Origin of the sequence: Burkholderia sp. MSMB1072 (genome assembly GCF_001524725.1) — a bacterium.
Taxonomy (GTDB): domain Bacteria; phylum Pseudomonadota; class Gammaproteobacteria; order Burkholderiales; family Burkholderiaceae; genus Burkholderia.
The window spans coordinates 53640-71827 of the sequence record NZ_LOYC01000056.1 but is presented as its reverse complement, the minus strand read 5'-3'; the positions used below and the strand labels follow the sequence as shown (position 1 = coordinate 71827).

The 18188-nt window shown below is 71.9% G+C and carries 7 protein-coding genes; all 7 read left to right on the top strand.

All coding sequences use genetic code 11. The features are described 5' to 3' along the window. Positions 1-30 precede the first annotated feature (30 nt). From WS89_RS25160 to treY, 7 genes are read left to right on the top strand one after another with little or no spacing between them, the layout of a single operon-like run. Positions 31-3423: a maltotransferase domain-containing protein gene (locus WS89_RS25160; protein ID WP_059794185.1), complete on the top strand. Its 3393-nt coding sequence runs from the start codon at positions 31-33 to the stop codon at positions 3421-3423. Further along, positions 3423-6833: a maltose alpha-D-glucosyltransferase gene (gene treS / locus WS89_RS25155; protein ID WP_059794590.1), complete on the top strand. Its 3411-nt coding sequence runs from the start codon at positions 3423-3425 to the stop codon at positions 6831-6833. The genes WS89_RS25160 and treS overlap by 1 nt, the downstream gene beginning before the upstream one ends. Continuing rightward, positions 6830-9037, top strand: a complete 2208-nt coding sequence (gene glgB / locus WS89_RS25150) for a 1,4-alpha-glucan branching protein GlgB (protein ID WP_059500493.1) — start codon at positions 6830-6832, stop codon at positions 9035-9037. The genes treS and glgB overlap by 4 nt, the downstream gene beginning before the upstream one ends. A 32-nt stretch (positions 9038-9069) precedes the next feature. After that, positions 9070-11184: a glycogen debranching protein GlgX gene (glgX, locus tag WS89_RS25145; protein ID WP_059794183.1), complete on the top strand. Its 2115-nt coding sequence runs from the start codon at positions 9070-9072 to the stop codon at positions 11182-11184. A gap of 8 nt (positions 11185-11192) precedes the next feature. After that, on the top strand, positions 11193-13064 hold the full coding sequence (gene treZ / locus WS89_RS25140) for a malto-oligosyltrehalose trehalohydrolase (protein ID WP_059794181.1): 1872 nt from the start codon (positions 11193-11195) through the stop codon (positions 13062-13064). Beyond that, positions 13061-15286, top strand: a complete 2226-nt coding sequence (malQ, locus tag WS89_RS25135) for a 4-alpha-glucanotransferase (protein ID WP_059794179.1) — start codon at positions 13061-13063, stop codon at positions 15284-15286. Before treZ ends, malQ begins: the two co-directional genes overlap by 4 nt. Beyond that, positions 15283-18048: a malto-oligosyltrehalose synthase gene (gene treY, locus WS89_RS25130; RefSeq protein ID WP_059794177.1), complete on the top strand. Its 2766-nt coding sequence runs from the start codon at positions 15283-15285 to the stop codon at positions 18046-18048. Before malQ ends, treY begins: the two co-directional genes overlap by 4 nt. The last annotated feature ends 140 nt before the right edge of the window (positions 18049-18188 follow it).

The following is an 18188-nucleotide window of genomic DNA, read 5'->3' as shown; positions in this document are numbered from 1 at the left end:
CCGCTCGCCGCCACTCGCCCGCGCCACGCCATGGACTCCACACCGCCGTTCGCTCCGCACCTCTACTTCTGCGACGCCCGTCTCGTGGGACCGCTCGACGCGTGGCCGCCGACCTTCGCGCATATCGCCGGCATGGGCTTCGATCACGTGCTCGTCGGCGCGTTCTGGGCCGCGAGCGTCGCCGGCTTTCCGCGCCACGTGGCCGATTTCCGGCAGCCGGCCCAATCGTTCGCGACGCGCGCCAGCGCACTGGAAACCTTCTCGCGGCTCGCGCAACTGGCGAAAGGCCACGGGCTGCGCCTGCTGCTCGAAGTCGTGCCCGATCGCATCGCGCGCGAGAACCCGCTGCGCGCCGACCATCCCGACTGGTACGTCGAGCACTCGCACGACGATGCGCTGATCGACCCGCGCGGCACCGCGCACGCGCTGGATATCGCGCAGGCGAACACCGGTGACGCAGCAACGCGCGACGCGCTCTCGGCATGGTGGTGCGCGCATCTCGCGACGTTCGCCGACGCGGGCGCGGCCGGCTTCCTGATCGACGCCCCCCATCATCTGCCGGCCGACTGGTGGCCCGGTTGGCGCGCGGCGCTGCGCCGTACGCGCCCGGACGTCGCCGTGCTCGCCGGCGTGCCCGGCCATGCGCGCGACGCGCTCGCACAGCTCGAAACCGCCGGCTTCGACGCGGTGTTCTCGTCGGTGCGCTGGTGGGACCTGCGCGCGCCATGGTTCGCGGACGAACACCGGCTGCTGCGGCGCATCGGCGCGCCGATCGCGTTTCCCGATGCGCCGGACGGCCCGCGTCTCGCCGACGACTGGCCCGACGCACCCGACGACACCGTCGCCCGCGCGTATCGCCGCGCGCTGTGGACGGCCGCCGCCGTCGGCACCGGCTGGCTCGTGCCGATGGGCTTCGAGCGCGGCGTGACGGTGCCGCTGATGGCCCGCGACGCGGATGCCGAACGCTACCGCGCCGCGTTCGAGCACGCCCGTTTCGACCTGTCGGGCGCGATCGCCGATGCGAATGCATGGCGCCGCGCCACGCCCGTCGTGGCGGCCCGCGGCGAAATCGTGCAACTGAGCGCGCCGGGCGCGCATGCGACCGCGCTGCTGCGCGGCACCGGTCCATTGCTCGAACACGACGACACCGCGTTGCTGATCGCGTTGAATCCCGATCTCGACGCGCCGGCCACGGTCGACCCGGCGACGATCCTGCCCGGCGTGCCGGGCGGCTTCACGCGCGTCGCCACGCACGACGGCGCGCAAACGCATCCGCCGGCCGCGATCGAGCCGTTCACGCTCGCGCCCGGCGCGTATGCGCTGCTGCACGCGTGGCAGGCGCCGCCCGTCACCGCGCGTCCCGACGCCGCGCGCGAGCGCACCGTGCTCTCGGCGGCGCTCGCGGCCGACCGGATCGCGATCGAGCGCGTCGAGCCGTCGGTCGACGACGGCCGCTTCGCGATCAAGCGCGTGATCGGCGAGCCGCTCGTCGTTCATGCGTCGATCTTCACGGACGGGCACGCGCATCTGGCGGCCGTGCTCCAGTGGCGCGCCGCCGCCGACGACGCCTGGCGCGAAATCCCGTTCGAAGCCGAGCCGAACGACCGTTGGCATGCGCGCGTCATGCTCGACCGGCTCGGTCGCCATGAATTTCGCGTGATCGCGTGGCGCGACGACTGGGCGTCGCTGGTCACCGACATCGCGAAGAAGCGGGCGGCCGGCCAGGACGTGACGCTGGAGGTGCGCGAAGCGCAACTGCTGCTCGCGACCGCGCTGAAGCTCGCCGAGCCGGCCGATCCGCGGGCGGTCGCGCAAATGGAACGGCTCGCCGCCGAGCTCAAGGACGCGTCGCCCGACGACCGCCTCGCGCTGATCGGCGCGCCCGCGCTCGCCGACGCGTTCGCGGCGCTGCGCTACCGCCCGTTCGTCACGCACGACGCGACGACCTACCCGGTCGACGTGGAACGCCGCAAGGCACGCTTCTCGAGCTGGTACGAGATGTTTCCGCGCTCGGCGAGCGACGATCCGCACCGGCACGGCACGTTCGACGACGTGATCGCTCATTTGCCGCGCATCCGCGACATGGGTTTCGACGTGCTGTATTTCCCGCCGATCCACCCGATCGGCACGTCCGCCCGCAAGGGCCGCAACAACAGCCTCACCGCAGGCCCCGACGACGTCGGCAGCCCATACGCGATCGGCTCCCCCGACGGCGGGCACACGGCCGTGCATCCGGAACTCGGCACGCTCGAATCGTTCCGTGCGCTGGTCGACGCCGCGCGCGGGCACGGGCTCGAGATCGCGCTCGATTTCGCGATCCAGTGCTCGCCCGACCATCCATGGCTCGCCGCGCATCCGGGCTGGTTTGCATGGCGGCCCGACGGCTCGCTGCGCTTCGCCGAAAATCCGCCGAAGCGCTACCAGGACATCGTGAACCCCGATTTCTACGCGCCGGACGCGCTGCCCGACCTGTGGCTCGCGCTGCGCGACGCGGTGCTGTTCTGGGTCGACGCGGGCGTGCGGATCTTCCGCGTCGACAACCCGCACACGAAGCCGCTGCCGTTCTGGGCGTGGATGATCGCCGACGTGCGCGGCCGGCATCCGGACGTCGTGTTCCTGTCCGAGGCGTTTACGCGGCCGGGGATGATGTACCGGCTCGCCAAGGTCGGCTTCTCGCAGTCGTATACGTACTTCACGTGGCGCGAGTCGAAACGCGACTTCATCGACTACCTGACCGAGCTGACGGCCGGCCCGGCGCGCGAATTCTTCCGGCCGAACTTCTTCGTCAACACGCCCGACATCAACCCGCGCCACCTGCAGAACGCGCCGCGCTCGCAGTTCGTGATCCGCGCGGCGCTCGCGGCGACGCTGGCCGGCTCGTGGGGCCTGTACTCGGGCTTCGAGCTCGGCGAATCGGCACCGCTGCCGGACAGCGAGGAATACGCGGACGCCGAGAAATACGAGCTGCGCGCGCGCGACTGGAGCAAGGCCGCGCACATCGGCACGGAAATCGCGCGGCTGAATCGCGCACGGCGCGATCATCCGGCGCTGCAGACGCATCTCGGGCTCACCTTCGTCGAGGCCGACAACGATTCGGTGCTCGTATTCACGAAGGCGACGCCCGCGTTCGACAGCGTGGTGGCCGTCGCGATCAGCCTCGACCCGTGGCATCCGCAGGCCGCGAACTTCACGCTCGATGCGGCGCTGTGGCGCGGCCTCGGGCTGGCCGACGGCGAACCGCTCGATGCGCTCGAACAGGACGCCGCGCACGCGGAAAGCTGGCGGGGCCATCGCCAGTACGTCTCGCTCGACCCGCACGTGCGGCCGTACGCAATCTGGCGGCTCGCGCCGTCTCCGGGCGCCGCGCGGGCGGCGGCGCCCGCACCGGACGACGCCCGACCCTCCTCGGGAGCCCACGGATGATGAAACGCGAAGATTCCCTCGACGACGTACGGCGCGCGCAGTTCCCCTCGCTCGCGCCGGCCGGCACGCCGCGCCGGCGCCGCGCGCGCCGCCGCGAACCCGCGCTCTGTGCGGACGATCCGCTGTGGTACAAGGACGCGATCATCTACCAGGTGCACGTGAAGTCGTTCTACGACTCGAACAACGACGGCATCGGCGATTTCCCCGGCCTGATCGCGAAGCTCGACTACATCGCCGAACTCGGCGTCGACACGATCTGGCTGCTGCCGTTCTATCCGTCGCCGCGCCGCGACGACGGCTACGACATCGCCGACTACCGCGACGTGCATCCCGACTACGGCACGCTGGCCGACGTGCGGCGCTTCATCCGCGAAGCGCATGCGCGCGGCATCCGCGTGATCGCGGAGCTCGTGATCAACCACACGTCGGACCAGCACCCGTGGTTCCAGCGCGCGCGCCGTGCGAAGCCGGGCTCCACGCATCGCGACTATTACGTGTGGTCCGACACCGACACGAAATACGCGGGCACACGGATCATCTTTCTGGATACCGAAACGTCGAACTGGACCCACGACCCGGTGGCCGGCCAGTACTACTGGCACCGCTTCTATTCGCACCAGCCGGACCTGAACTTCGACAACCCGGCCGTCGTGCGCGAAGTGATCCAGGTGATGCGCTTCTGGCTCGACCTCGGCATCGACGGGCTGCGGCTCGACGCGGTGCCGTACCTGGTCGAGCGCGAAGGCACGAACAACGAGAACCTGCCGGAGACGCATGCGATCCTGAAGCGGATCCGCGCAACGATCGACGCCGAGTATCCGAACCGGATGCTGCTCGCCGAGGCGAACCAGTGGCCGGAGGACGTGCAGGAATACTTCGGCAACGAGGACGAATGCCACATGGCGTTCCACTTCCCGCTGATGCCGCGCATCTACATGTCGATCGCGAGCGAGGATCGCTTCCCGATCCTCGACATCATGCGGCAGACGCCGGCGCTCGCGCCGAGCAACCAGTGGGCCGTGTTCCTGCGCAACCACGACGAGCTGACGCTCGAGATGGTCACCGACTCGGAACGCGACCTGCTGTGGCAGGCCTATGCGAGCGACCGGCGCGCACGGCTGAATCTCGGCATCCGGCGCCGGCTCGCACCGCTGATGGAGCGCGACCGGCGCCGCATCGAGCTGATCAATTCGCTGCTGCTGTCGATGCCCGGCACGCCGGTGATCTACTACGGCGACGAGCTCGGGATGGGGGACAACATCCACCTCGGCGACCGCGACGGCGTGCGCACGCCGATGCAGTGGTCGTCGGATCGCAACGGCGGCTTCTCGCGCGCCGACCCGGAACTGCTCGTGCTGCCGCCGGTGATGGGCTCGCTGTACGGCTACGACGCGATCAACGTCGAGGCGCAGACGCGCGATCCGCATTCGCTGCTGAACTGGACACGCCGCATCCTCGCGACGCGCCGCGCGTCGCAGGCGTTCGGGCGCGGCACGATCCGCTTCCTGCGCCCGGAGAACCGCAAGGTGCTCGCGTACCTGCGCGAGCTGGAGGGCCACGAGCCGGTGCTGTGCGTCGCGAACCTGTCGCGCGCGTCGCAGGCGGTCGAACTCGACCTGTCCGAATTCGCGGGCCGCGTGCCGATCGAGATGACGTCCGATTCGCCGTTTCCGCCGATCGGCCAGCTCCCGTATCTCCTCACCTTCCCGCCGTACGGGTTCCTGTGGTTCGTGCTCGCCGAGCACGGCCGCGAGCCGTCGTGGCGGCAGCCGCACGCGGAGCCGCTGCCCGAATACGTGACGCTCGTGATGCGGCGCGGCGATACGCGGCCGGACGTCTCGCAATTGCATGCGCTCGCGCACGACGCGCTCGCGTCGTGGCTCGCACGGCGGCGCTGGTTCGCGTCGAAGGATCGCGCGATCGGCGACGCGTGGCTGAACGTCGTCACGCCGGTGGCGGACGAGCCGTTCCAGTATGCCGAGGCGTGGGTGTCCGCAAGCGACGGCGGCGTCGAACGCTACGTGGTGCCGCTCGCGACCGCCTGGGGCGGCGAGACGTCTCATCCGTTGTTCACGCAGCTGGCCCTGGCGCGCGTGCGGCGCGGCCACACGGTCGGCTACCTGACCGACGCGTTCGCGCTGCCGGCGTTCGCGCGCGGGATGCTGCGCAAGCTGCGCGACGGCGCGACGGTGCCGACGGCCGACGGCGGCCGGCTCGACTTTCTTCCGGAAGACGCGCTCGCCGGGCTGGACCCGGGCGACGACGCGGAGGTGCGCTGGCTCGCGGCCGAGCAAAGCAACAGCTCGCTCGTGATCGGCGACGCGATCGTGCTGAAACTCGTGCGCAAGGTCGCGCACGGCGTTCATCCGGAAGCCGAAATGAGCCGCCACCTGACGCGCATCGGCTATGCGAACACCGCGACGCTGGCCGGCGAAGTCGTGCACGTCGATCCGGACGGCTCGCCGCACACGGTCGCGATCCTGCAGCGCTACGTCGACAACCAGGGCGACGCGTGGACGCGCTCGTTCGATTTCCTGCGGCGCGCGATCGACGAGCTCGCGCTGCCGGCCGCGGACGAAGGCGAGGCCGCCGAGACGGATGAAGCGCCCGATGCGCTGCTCGGCTACGCGGCGTTCGCGGGCATCATCGGCACGCGGCTCGGCCAGTTGCACGTCGCGCTCGCGCAGCCGTCCGACGATCCCGCGTTCGCGCCGGAGCGCGCGACGCCCGAGCACGTCGACGGCTGGTGCGTGGACGCGATCGCGTCGTTCGAGCGTGCGCTCGAGGTGCTGCGCACGCGGCTCGACGCGCTCGATGCGGCCACCCGCGCATCGGCCGACGCGCTGCTCGCATCGCGCGACGCGGCCGTGCGGGCGCTCGGCGAACTCGTGCCGCGCACGCTCGATGCGCAATGCACGCGGATTCACGGCGATTTTCATCTGGGCCAGGTGCTCGACGTGCAGGGCGACGCGCTGCTGATCGACTTCGAAGGCGAACCGGCGCGCCCGCTCGAGCGGCGTCGCGCGAAGTCGCATCCGCTGCGCGACGTGGCCGGCCTGCTGCGCTCGCTGTCGTACGTGAGCGCGACCGCGCAGTTCGCGATCGAAAAAGCGCCGCCGCAGGCCGCCGGCCGCAAGCGCGCGCTGTTCGACCGCTTCGGGCAGGCCGCCGCCGACCGCTTCGTCGAATGCTATCGCGCGGCCGCGGACCTCGCGCCCGCGCGCTTCGTCGACCCGCGCTACGCGGACCGCCTGCTCGCGCTGTTCCTGATCGACAAGGCGTCGTACGAGCTGTGCTACGAAGCCTCGAACCGGCCCGACTGGCTGAGCGTGCCGGTCGGCGGGCTCGCGGCGCTGGTCGATCGCCTGCTCGGCGACGGCGTGCTGCCCGACGACGGAGGAAACCCATGACCGACACGCTGTTCGAACGCGCCGACATCGACGCACTGCTCGCCGGCCGGCATCCCGACCCGTTCGCGTGCCTCGGCCCGCACGAACAGGCCGACCGGATCGTCGTGCGGGCGCTGCTGCCCGGCGCCGAACGGGTGCGCGCGCTGTCGCCGGACGGCGCCGAACTCGGCGCGCTCGCGTGCATCGATCGCGCCGGCTGCTTCGCGGGGACGATCGCGCATGACGGCGGCTGGCCCCATTACCTGCTCGCGATCGACTGGCCGGGTGCGCATCAGGTGACCGACGACGCGTACGCATTCGGCACGCTGCTCGACGACGCAGCGCTCGCGCGCTTCTCGGCCGGCGACCCGGCCGCCGTGCTCGAGTGCCTCGGCGCGACGCCCGTGCGCATCGACGATACCGACGGCGTGCGCTTCGCGGTCTGGGCGCCGAACGCACAGCGCGTCTCGGTGGTCGGCGATTTCAACGGATGGGACGGGCGCCGCCATCCGATGCGGCTGCGACGGCCGTCGGGCGTGTGGGAGCTGTTCGTGCCGGGCATCGGCGCGGGCGAGCGCTACAAGTACGAGCTGCGCGCGGCCGACGGGCGCGTGCTGCCGCACAAGGCCGATCCGTGCGCGCGCGCGACCGAAGCGCCGCCGCGCACGGCGTCGGTGGTCGCCGACGTCGCGGCGCTCGACGCGTTCGCGTGGCACGACGACGGCTGGATGCAGGCGCGGCCGCGCCACGACCGCTATCGTGTGCCGTGGTCGATCTACGAGGTCCATCCGGAGTCGTGGCTGCGCATACCCGAGGAAATGGAGCGCAGCGCGACGTGGGACGAGCTGGCGGAGCGGCTGATTCCGTACGTCAAGGGCATGGGCTTCACGCACGTCGAGTTCATGCCGATCGCCGAATACCCGTTCGGCGGCTCGTGGGGCTACCAGCCGCTCGCGCAGTTCGCGCCGTCCGCGCGCTTCGGGCCGGTCGACGGCTTCGCGCGCTTCGTCGATCGCGCGCATGCGGCCGGCATCGGCGTGCTCGTCGACTGGGTGCCCGCGCATTTTCCGAACGACGCGCACGGGCTCGCGCAATTCGACGGCAGCGCGCTGTACGAGCACGCCGATCCGCGCGAGGGAATGCATCCCGACTGGAACACCTGCGTGTTCAACGTCGGGCGCACGGAGGTCGGCGCGTTCCTCGTCGCGTCGGCGCTCGCGTGGGCGCGCCGCTATCACGTCGACGGCATCCGCGTCGACGCGGTCGCGTCGATGCTGTACCGCGACTATTCGCGCAAGGAAGGCGAATGGGTGCCGAACGTATACGGCGGCCGCGAAAACCTCGAATCGGTCGCGTTCCTGCGCCGGTTGAACGACACGCTACACGGTGCGGCCGCGCCGGCCGGCGTCGTCACCGTCGCGGAGGAATCGACCGCGTGGCCGGGCGTCACCGCGCCGACCGGCGACGGCGGGCTCGGCTTCGACTTCAAGTGGAACATGGGCTGGATGCACGACACGCTCGCGTATCTGCACGAAGACCCGATCCACCGCCGCTATCACCACGACCGGATGACGTTCGGGCTCGTGTACGCGTTCTCCGAGCGCTTCGTGCTGCCGCTGTCGCACGACGAGGTCGTGCACGGCAAGGGCTCGCTCGTCGCGAAGATGCCCGGCGACGCGTGGCAGCGGCTCGCGACGCTGCGCGCGTATTTCGGTTTCATGTGGGCGCATCCCGGCAAGAAGCTGCTGTTCATGGGCAGCGAATTCGCACAATGGGCCGAGTTCGCGCACGACGCGTCGCCGCACTGGGACTTGCTCGACGCGCCCGCGCATCGCGGCGTGCAGCGGCTCGTGCGGGACCTCAACCGCACGTATGCGGCCGAACCGGCGCTGCATGCGCTCGACTGCCATGCGGCCGGGTTCTCCTGGCTGATCGGCGACGACCGCGACAACAGCGTGTTCGCGTTCGCGCGCCGCGACGATGCGGGGCACCTGGTCGTCGCCGTCTGCAACTTCACGCCCGTGCCGCGCGCCGGTTACCGCCTCGGGCTGCCCGCGCCGGGTCATTGGCGCGAACTGATGAACACCGATGCCGCGTCGTACGGCGGCACCAACGCCGGCAACGACGGCGCCGTGTGGGCCGAAGCCGTGCCCGCCCACGGCGAGGCGTGGTCGGCGACCTTGCGCCTGCCGCCGCTCGCCACGCTGTGGCTCACACCTGCCTGATTTCCCCGCGCCCTCGACACGGAGACCGCCCCATGCCGACCGCCCTGCCCGCCCGTCTCGACCCCGGCCGCTGCTACCCGCTCGGCGCCACATGGGACGGCCTCGGGACCAACTTCGCGGTATTTTCCGCGCATGCGCAGCGCATCCAGCTGTGCGTGTTCGATCCGACCGGCCGCAAGGAACTCGCGCGCCTCGACCTGCCCGAATGCACCGACGAGGTGTGGCACGGCTACCTGCCCAACGCGCATCCGGGCACCGTGTACGGCTTTCGCGCGGACGGCCCGTACCAGCCGCAACACGGCCACCGCTTCAATCCGACCAAGCTCCTGCTCGACCCGTACGCGCGCAAGCTGGTCGGCCAGTTCCGCTGGTCGGACGCGTTGTTCGGCTATCGCGTGCATTCGAACCGCGCGGACCTGTCGATCGACCGCCGCGATTCGGCACCCGCGATGCCGAAGGCCGTGGTCGTCGACGAGGCATTCGACTGGAGCACCGACCGCCGCCCGAACGTGCCGTGGCGCAGCACCGTGATCTACGAGACCCACGTGCGCGGCGCGTCGATGCGCCGCGCGGGGCTGCGCCCGCCGGAGCGCGGCACGTTCGCGTCGCTCGCGCATCCTGCGTTCATCGATCATCTGCTGTCGATCGGTGTGACGACGGTCGAGCTGCTGCCGGTTCACGCATTCCTGCAGCAGCGCGCGCTCGTGCATCGCGGGATGCGCAACTACTGGGGCTACGACACGGCCGCGTTCTTCGCGCCGGAACCCGCGTATCTCACGACCCGGCGGCTCGACGAAATGCGCATCGCGATCCGCCAGTTGCATGCGGCCGGCATCGAAGTGGTGCTCGACGTCGTCTACAACCACACGTGCGAAGGCAATCAGCTCGGGCCGACGCTGTCGTGGCGCGGCCTCGACAACGCGAGCTACTACCGGCTGCGGCCCGACGATCCGCGTTACCACGTCGACGAAACCGGCTGCGGCAACACGCTGAACATGTCGCATCCGCGCGTCGTGCAGATGGTGATGGACTCGCTGCGCTACTGGGCGACCGCATTCAACGTCGACGGCTTCCGCTTCGATCTCGGCGTGACGCTCGGCCGCGAGGATCACGGCTTCGATCCGGGCGCGGGGTTTTTCGACGCATTGCGGCAAGACCCGGTGCTCGCGCAGCGCAAGCTGATCACCGAGCCGTGGGATCTCGGCCCCGGCGGCTATCAGCTCGGCCGCCATCCGCCCGGTTTCGCCGAATGGAACGACCGGTTTCGCGACACCGTGCGGCGCTTCTGGCGCGGCGATGCCGGACAGCGCCCGGAACTGGCCGCGCGGTTGTCGGGTTCGGCCGACCTGTTCAACCACGGGCGGCGCCGCACGTGGGCGTCGGTCAATTTCATCACCGCGCACGACGGCTTCACGCTCGCCGACCTCGTGTCGTATGCGGGCAAGCACAACGACGCGAACGGCGAGGACAACCGCGACGGCCACGACGACAACTGCAGCGCGAACTGGGGCGCCGAAGGGCCGACCGACGACGCGGCGATCCGCGATGTGCGCGCGCGCGTCGCCCGCTCGATGCTCGCGACGCTGTTTACCGCGCTCGGCACGCCGATGCTCGTCGCCGGCGACGAATTCTGCCGCACGCAGCAGGGCAACAACAACGCGTATTGCCAGGATAACGAACTGTCGTGGCTCGACTGGGACCTCGCGCACAGCGACGACGGCGTGCAGATGACGCGCTTCGTGTCGCGGCTCGCCGCGCTGCGACGCATGTACCCGGTGATGTCGGCGCCGCGTTATCCGTCGGGCGACCGCGACGGCGCGCCGGGCATGCGCGAGATCGAGTGGTTCGACGAACGCGGCGACGCGCTCACCGTGCCCGCATGGGAAGACGGCGAAGGCCGCGCGCTGACGATGCGGCGCGTCGGCACCGGCCGCACCGGCCGCACCGAGGCGTTGCTCGTGATGCTGAACGCGTCGGCCGCGACCATCACGTTCATGCCGCCCGCGCCCGTGCTCGAATACCGCATCCTGCTCGATACCGCCACACCCGACGCCGGCCCGCGCTCGTGGCCGCAAGCCGGGCTCGACGTCGCCGCGCACGCGGCCGTGATCGCGGTCGCGGCCGTGCCGCCCGATTACCCTTCGTGAGGACCGCCATGACCACCCGTTCCGCGCGCCCCACCGGCACGCATGCATTCGAATCGTCGTTCGGCGCGACCTGCGTCGATGCCGAGCGCACGCGCTTCCGGCTGTGGGCGCCCGCGAGCCGCACGGCCGCCGTCGAGCTGCAGGACGAAGGCGGCCGCGCGATTCCGATGACGCCGGCCGGCGACGGCTGGTTCGAGACGGTCGCGCCGTGCGGCCCCGGCACGCTGTATCGCTATCTGCTCGACGACGCGCTCGCGGTAGCCGATCCCGCGTCGCGCTTTCAGCCCTACGACGTGCTGGGCCCGAGCCAGGTCGTCGATCCGGCCGCATACCGCTGGCGCCACGACGGGTGGCGCGGCCGCCCGTGGCACGAGACGGTGCTGTACGAGCTGCACGTCGGCGCATGCGGCGGCTACGCGGCCGTCGAGCGGCGGCTGCCGTCGATCGCCGAACTCGGCGCGACCGCGATCGAGCTGATGCCCGTCAATGCATTCCCCGGCGCGCGCAACTGGGGCTACGACGGCGTGCTGCCGTTCGCGCCCGATGCGTCGTACGGGCGGCCCGAGGAGCTGAAATCGCTGGTCGACACCGCGCACGGGCTCGGACTGCAGGTGTTCCTCGACGTCGTGTACAACCACTTCGGCCCCGAAGGCAACCTGCTGCCGCGCTACGCGCCCGAGTTCTTCCGCGCGGACCGGCAGACCGCGTGGGGGCCGGCGATCGACTTCTCCCGCCCGCAGACGAGCGCGTTCTTCATCGACAACGCGCTGTACTGGCTCGACGAATACCGTTTCGACGGGTTGCGCATCGACGCCGCGCACGCGATCGACGACGACGCGTGGCTGCGCGAACTCGCGCGCCGCGTGCGCGCGTACGCGGGCGATGCGCGCAACGTGCATCTCGTGCTGGAGAACGAGCGCAATACCGCGAGCCTGCTCGGCCCCGGCGGCTTCGACGCGCAATGGAACGACGACTTCCACAACAGCGCGCACGTGCTGCTGACCGGCGAGCGCGACGGCTACTACCGCGCCTACGCCGACGCGCCGCTGCGCCATTTCGCGCGCACGCTCGGCGAAGGCTTCGCGTACCAGGGCGAGCCGTCGCCGCTGCACGACGGCGCCGCACGCGGCGAGCCGAGCGCGCATTTGCCGCCGACCGCGTTCGTCGCGTTCCTGCAGAACCACGACCAGATCGGCAATCGTGCGTTCGGCGAACGGCTGCGTGCACTCGCGAACGACGACGCGGTACGCGCGGCGACCGCGCTGATGCTGCTCGCGCCCTCGATTCCGCTGCTGTTCATGGGCGAGGAAGACGGCAGCACGCAGCCGTTCCAGTTCTTCACCGACTATCGCGGCGCGCTCGCCGACGCGGTGCGCGACGGCCGGCGCCGCGAATTCGCCGCGTTTCCCGCGTTCGCCGACGCCGCGCATCGCGACGCGATTCCCGACCCGAACGACATCGCCACGTTCGTGCGTTCGTCGTCGCACCATCCGCCCGACGAGTCATGGCCCGACGCGGCCGCGTGGCGGCGGTTCTACCGCAGCGCGCTGGCCGTGCGCGCGGCGCTCGTGACGCCGCACCTGGCCGGTGCGCAGTCGCTCGGCGTCGACCTGCTCGCGGGCGACGGCGACCCGCAGGCGCTCGTCGCGCGCTGGCGCCTCGGCGACGCCAGCACGCTGACGATCGCGCTGAACCTCGGCTCGCACGACGCGACGCTGCCCGCGCTACCGGTCGGCAAGATCGTGTTCGAAACGCCGCCGCGCGCACGCGACCGGCTGCCGGGCCGGCAATTGCCGCCGCGCGCGTGCATCGTGTGGCGCGACGGCGCGGTCAACCAGGATGCGCGGCAGCATCGCGCGAACGGACGGAGCCCATCATGACGACCGACGTCCCGATCGCCGCGCTCGCCCGTGCGGCCGGGCTGGAGCCCGACTGGACCGACGCGGGCGGCGTCGCGCGGCGCGTGGACGACGACGCGCTCGTCGCGCTCGTCGACGCGCTCGGCTGGCCGTGCGGCACCGCGATCCAGCGGGTCGACAGCGCGGCGGCGCTCGCCGACGCGAACGCGACGCCGCCGCGCGTCGTGACCGGCGACGCCGGCCTGCCGCTGACGCTGCCCGCGACCGTCGCGTCGCCGGGCGCGCGCTTCCGGATCTCGCTCGAAACCGGCGGGCACGTGGACGGGCGCGTGGGCGACGCAGGCGAACACGGCACGCTGCCGCCGCTCGCGATGCCCGGCTATCACGCGCTCGACGTCGGCGAGCAGCGCATCGGCCTGGCGATCGCTCCGCCGCGCGCGCAGCCGTTCGACGCGTTCGCACGCAGGCACGACGCGAGACGCTGGGGCATCGCGGCGCAGCTCTACAGCCTGCGCCGCGCCGGCGACGACGGCGCGGGCGACTACACGGCGCTCGCGCGGCTGGCCGCGCAGGCGGCGCGCCACGGCGCGCAGGCAGTGGCGATCAGCCCGACGCACGCCGGCTACCCGGCGCTCCCCGCGCACGACAGCCCGTATTCGCCGTCGTCGCGACGCTGGCACAACGTCGCGTATCTCGACTGCAACGCGGTGCCGGGCGCCGATGCCGCGTCCCGCGCATCCGCGACCACGGCCGACACCGCGCTGATCGACTGGCCCCGCGTGCTGCCGATAAGGCTGCGCCGCCTGCGTGCGTGCTTCGACGCGTGGCGCGCCAGCGACGACCCGTCGCGCGACACGTACCAGCGTTTTCGCGCGGCGGGCGGCGCGGCGCTCGACGCGCATGCGCGCTTCGATGCGCTGCAGGCGTTCTGCATCGAGCACGGGATCGGCGCGGACTGGCGGCAGTGGCCCGCGCCATGGCGCATGCCGGGATCGGCGGAAGTCGACGCGTTCGCGCACGCGCATGCCGACACGATCGCATTCCACACGTTCCTGCAATGGTGCGCGTCGCGCGCGCTCGGCGACGCGCAGCACGCGGCGCGCGGCGCGGGCATGGCGACCGGGCTGATCGCCGATCTCGCGGTCGGCTCGGATCGCGCCGGGAGCGACGCGTGGGCGCACGGCACGACGCTGCTGCGCGGCGTGTCGCTCGGCGCGCCGCCCGACCTGTTCAACGCGGCCGGCCAGGCGTGGGGCGTGACGACGTGGTCGCCCGAGGCGCTGCGCGCGGACGGCTTCGTGCCGTTCATCGAGCTGCTGCGCGCCGCGTTCGCGCATGCGGGCGGCATCCGTATCGATCACGTGCTCGGCTTCGCGCGGATGTGGATCGTGCCGGACGGCGGCTCGCCGCGCAGCGGCGCGTACCTGCGCTACCCGCTCGACGATCTGGTGCGGCTCGTCGCGCTCGAGGCGGCCCGCCATCGCGCGATCGCGATCGGCGAGGATCTTGGCACCGTGCCGGCCGGATTGCGCGAACGGCTCGGCGCGCAAGGTGTCGCGGGCATGCGCGTGCTGTGGTTCGAGCGCGAGGCGAATGGCGCGTTCCGGCCACCGTCCGCGTGGGATCGCGATGCGATCGCGACGACCTCGACGCACGATTTGCCGACCGTGGCCGGCTGGTGGCGCGGCGTCGATCTCGGATGGCGGCGCATCGCAGCCGACGCCGAAGCCGCGAAACGACACGACGCCACGCCGCCGCGCGACGTCGCCGCCCCGGCGCCGGACGACGCGAGCGCGCACGATTCGGACGAGATCGTGCAAAGCATGGCGTTCGGACACGACACCGTGCAGCGCCCCGAACCCGGCAACCCGACGCCTCCGCCGGCGCCGCCTGCCGAGCTGCCCGCCGCGCACGCGGAACGCGCCGGCGAGCGCACGGCGCTGTGGCGCGCGCTGCAGGAGGCCGGGTGCGTGCCGGCCGGCGCCGCGATGCCGCCTGCCGACATGCCGCCGGTGACCGCGATCCTCCGATACGTCGCGAGCGGCCCGTCGCCGCTCGCGCTGCTGCCGCTCGAGGATCTGCTGGCGCTCGACGCGCAGCCGAATCTGCCGGGGCCGCCGTGCGGCCATCCGAACTGGCGGCAGCGGCTGCCGCGCACGATCGACACGCTGTTCGACGCCGACGTGCGCGCCCGCATCGCCGCGGTCGTGCACGCGCGCCGCGCGCCGAGGCACGGCCCATGATCCCGCGCGCGACGCTGCGACTGCAGCTGCATGCGGGCTTCACGTTCGACGACGCGGCCGCGCACGTCGACTACTTCGCGCGGCTCGGCGTCAGCCACCTGTACCTGTCGCCGGTGTCGACGGCCGAACCCGGCTCGCTGCATGGCTACGACACCGTCGACTACGGCGCGCTCGGCGCGGAACTCGGCGGCGAAGCCGGCTTCATGCGGCTCGTCGACGCGCTGCGCGCGCGCGGCCTCGGCATCATCGTCGACATCGTGCCGAACCACATGGGCGTCGGCGGCTCGTCGAACGGCTGGTGGAACGACGTGCTCGAATGGGGACCGGCGAGCCCGTACGCGCGCACCTTCGACATCGACTGGCACCCGCCCGACCCGGCGCTCGACGGCAAGGTGCTGCTGCCGTGCCTCGGCGCGCCGTACGGCGAGGCGCTCGCGGCCGGCGACATCACGCTGCGTGCCGATCCGGCCACGGGCCGCTTCACCATCGCGTGCCCGGGACGGCAGCTGCCGGTCGCCGTCGCCACCTACGCGGAGATCCTGCGCATCGCGAACCGCGCGGACCTGAACGCGCTCGCCGAGCGCTTCGACGCCGCGCCGGCACGCGACAGCGCGCGGCTCGCCGCCGCCCATGCGGCGCTGCGCGACCATGCAAGCACGCACGGCCCGCACGCGTTCGACGCGATATTGCGCGGCGCCGACCCGCGCCGCGCGCGCTCGCGCGCGTGCCTGCACCGGCTGCTCGAACGTCAGCACTACCGGCTCGCATGGTGGCGCACGGCCGCCGACGAACTGAACTGGCGGCGCTTCTTCGACATCGCGACGCTCGCGGCCGTGCGGGTCGACGATGACGCGGTGTTCGACGCCGTGCATGCGCTGCCGCTGCGCCTCCATGCGGCTGGGCTCGTCGACGGCGTGCGCGTCGATCACGTCGACGGCCTCGCCAACCCCGGCGCGTATTGCCGCCGGCTGCACGCGCGGCTCGCCGCGCAGCGCGACGCGCGACCCTACGTCGTCGTCGAGAAGATCCTCGCGCCCGGCGAGGCGCTGCGCACCGACTGGGCCGTCGACGGCACCACCGGCTACGACTTCATGAACGACGTCGGCGCGCTGCTGCACGACCCGGCGGGCGCCGAACCGCTCGCCGCGCACTGGGCGGCCGTATCGGGTTCCGCACGCACGTTCGCGCAGGAAGCCCTCGACGGCAAGCGGCGCGTGCTGATGCGCCAGCTCGCCGTCGAGCATGCGCGGGTCGCGCGGTTGCTGCACGGGATCGCGCGCGCATCGCCTGCGACGCGCGACGTCAGTCGAATCGCGATCCAGCGCGTGCTCGGCGAGCTCGCGGTGCGGCTCCCCGTGTACCGGATGTATCCGGCGCCGGGCGACGAACTCGCCGAGGCCGACCGTCGCGTCCTCGCGCATGCGTACGACGGTGCGTACGCGGCGGTCGATCCGGCCGACCGGTTCGCGCTCGAACGCGTCGCCGCGTGGCTCGGCCTGCCGGTCGTGCGCGTGCCGCGCGCGAACCCCGACGCGCTGGCCGCGGCGCGTGTCGCGTTCGCGCAGCTCACCGCGCCGCTGGCCGCGAAGGGCGTGGAGGATACGGCCAACTATCGCTATGGCCGGCTGCTGTCGCGCAACGAGGTCGGCGCCGACGCCGGCGACTTCAGCCTGTCGCGCGGCGCCTTCCATGCGCGCAACCGGCGCCGCGCGCGCACCGTGCCGCACGGGCTCGTCGCGACGGCCACGCACGACCACAAGCGCGGCGAGGACGCGCGTGCGCGGCTCGCGGTGCTGAGCGAAGCGCCCGATGCGTGGCGCGCGGTGTCGCTCGACTGGTCGACGCTGAACCTGCCGCATCGCGGCGGCGCGCACCGCGACCTCGCGTGGACGCCCGGGCCGGCCGCCGAGGCGATGCTGTACCAGACGCTGGTCGGCTGCTGGCCGCCGACGCTCGCGCCCGACGATGCGGCGGGGCTCGCCGCGCTCGCGACGCGCGTCGTGCAATGGCAGACGAAGGCGCTGCGCGAAGCGAAGCAATACACCGACTGGCTCGCGCCCGAGCCGGATTACGAGCGCGGCTGCGAAGCGTTCGTTCGCGCGATCCTGACGCCGCGCGGCGCCGGCGATTTTCCGCATCGGCTGCACGCGTTCGTCGCGCGGATCGCGCCGGCAGGCGTCGTCAACAGCCTGACGCAAACCGCGCTGCGGATCGCGTCGCCCGGCGTGCCCGATCTGTATCAAGGTACCGAGTCATGGGATCACTCGCTCGTCGATCCGGACAACCGGCGCGACGTGCCGTTCGCGACGCTGGCGGCGCAGCCGGTCGACGGACCGGTCGCGCCGTATCTGCCGACGTGGGCCGATGCGCGCGTGAAGCGCGCGCTGATCGAGCGGATGCTGGCGCTGCGTGCGCGGTGGCCGGCGACGTTCGCGGACGGCGCGTACGTTCCGCTGCGCGTGCGCGGCGCGCTCGGGCGGCATGCGGTGGCGTTCGCGCGCTGCGACGACGCGGCCACCGTGGTGGTGGTCGCGACGCGGCTCGCGTGCCGGTTGCTGGGCGAAGCGCCGGGGTTGCCGCGTGTGGCGCCTCGGGAATGGGGCGATACGGCGGTCGTGCTGCCGCGCGGGGTGGAAGGGCCGTGGGTCGACTGGCTGAATGCGGAGCAAGCGATCGATACGCCGGACGGTGCACTGGCGCTCGATCGCTACCTGGCCGAGTTACCCGTTGCGGTGCTCGTTGCGGCGCGGCGTGGAAAGTGAGGCCGACGCCGAATAGGTGCCAGCCCTGCGTCACCGAAATCGATTTTGTGCAAAACGAGCGATACATAATCGATTTTGTGCACGCGTAATCGAATTTCAATCGAAACGCCCGCTCGTAAGCGATTTTGTGCCGCACACGA

Bases quoted from the DNA above. Each gene is read 5' to 3' on its own strand.
- WS89_RS25160 (WP_059794185.1), top strand. From the start codon at position 31: ATGGACTCCACACCGCCGTTCGCTCCGCACCTCTACTTCTGCGACGCC.
- treS (WP_059794590.1), top strand. From the start codon at position 3,423: ATGAAACGCGAAGATTCCCTCGACGACGTACGGCGCGCGCAGTTCCCC.
- glgB (WP_059500493.1), top strand. From the start codon at position 6,830: ATGACCGACACGCTGTTCGAACGCGCCGACATCGACGCACTGCTCGCC.
- glgX (WP_059794183.1), top strand. From the start codon at position 9,070: ATGCCGACCGCCCTGCCCGCCCGTCTCGACCCCGGCCGCTGCTACCCG.
- treZ (WP_059794181.1), top strand. From the start codon at position 11,193: ATGACCACCCGTTCCGCGCGCCCCACCGGCACGCATGCATTCGAATCG.
- malQ (WP_059794179.1), top strand. From the start codon at position 13,061: ATGACGACCGACGTCCCGATCGCCGCGCTCGCCCGTGCGGCCGGGCTG.
- treY (WP_059794177.1), top strand. From the start codon at position 15,283: ATGATCCCGCGCGCGACGCTGCGACTGCAGCTGCATGCGGGCTTCACG.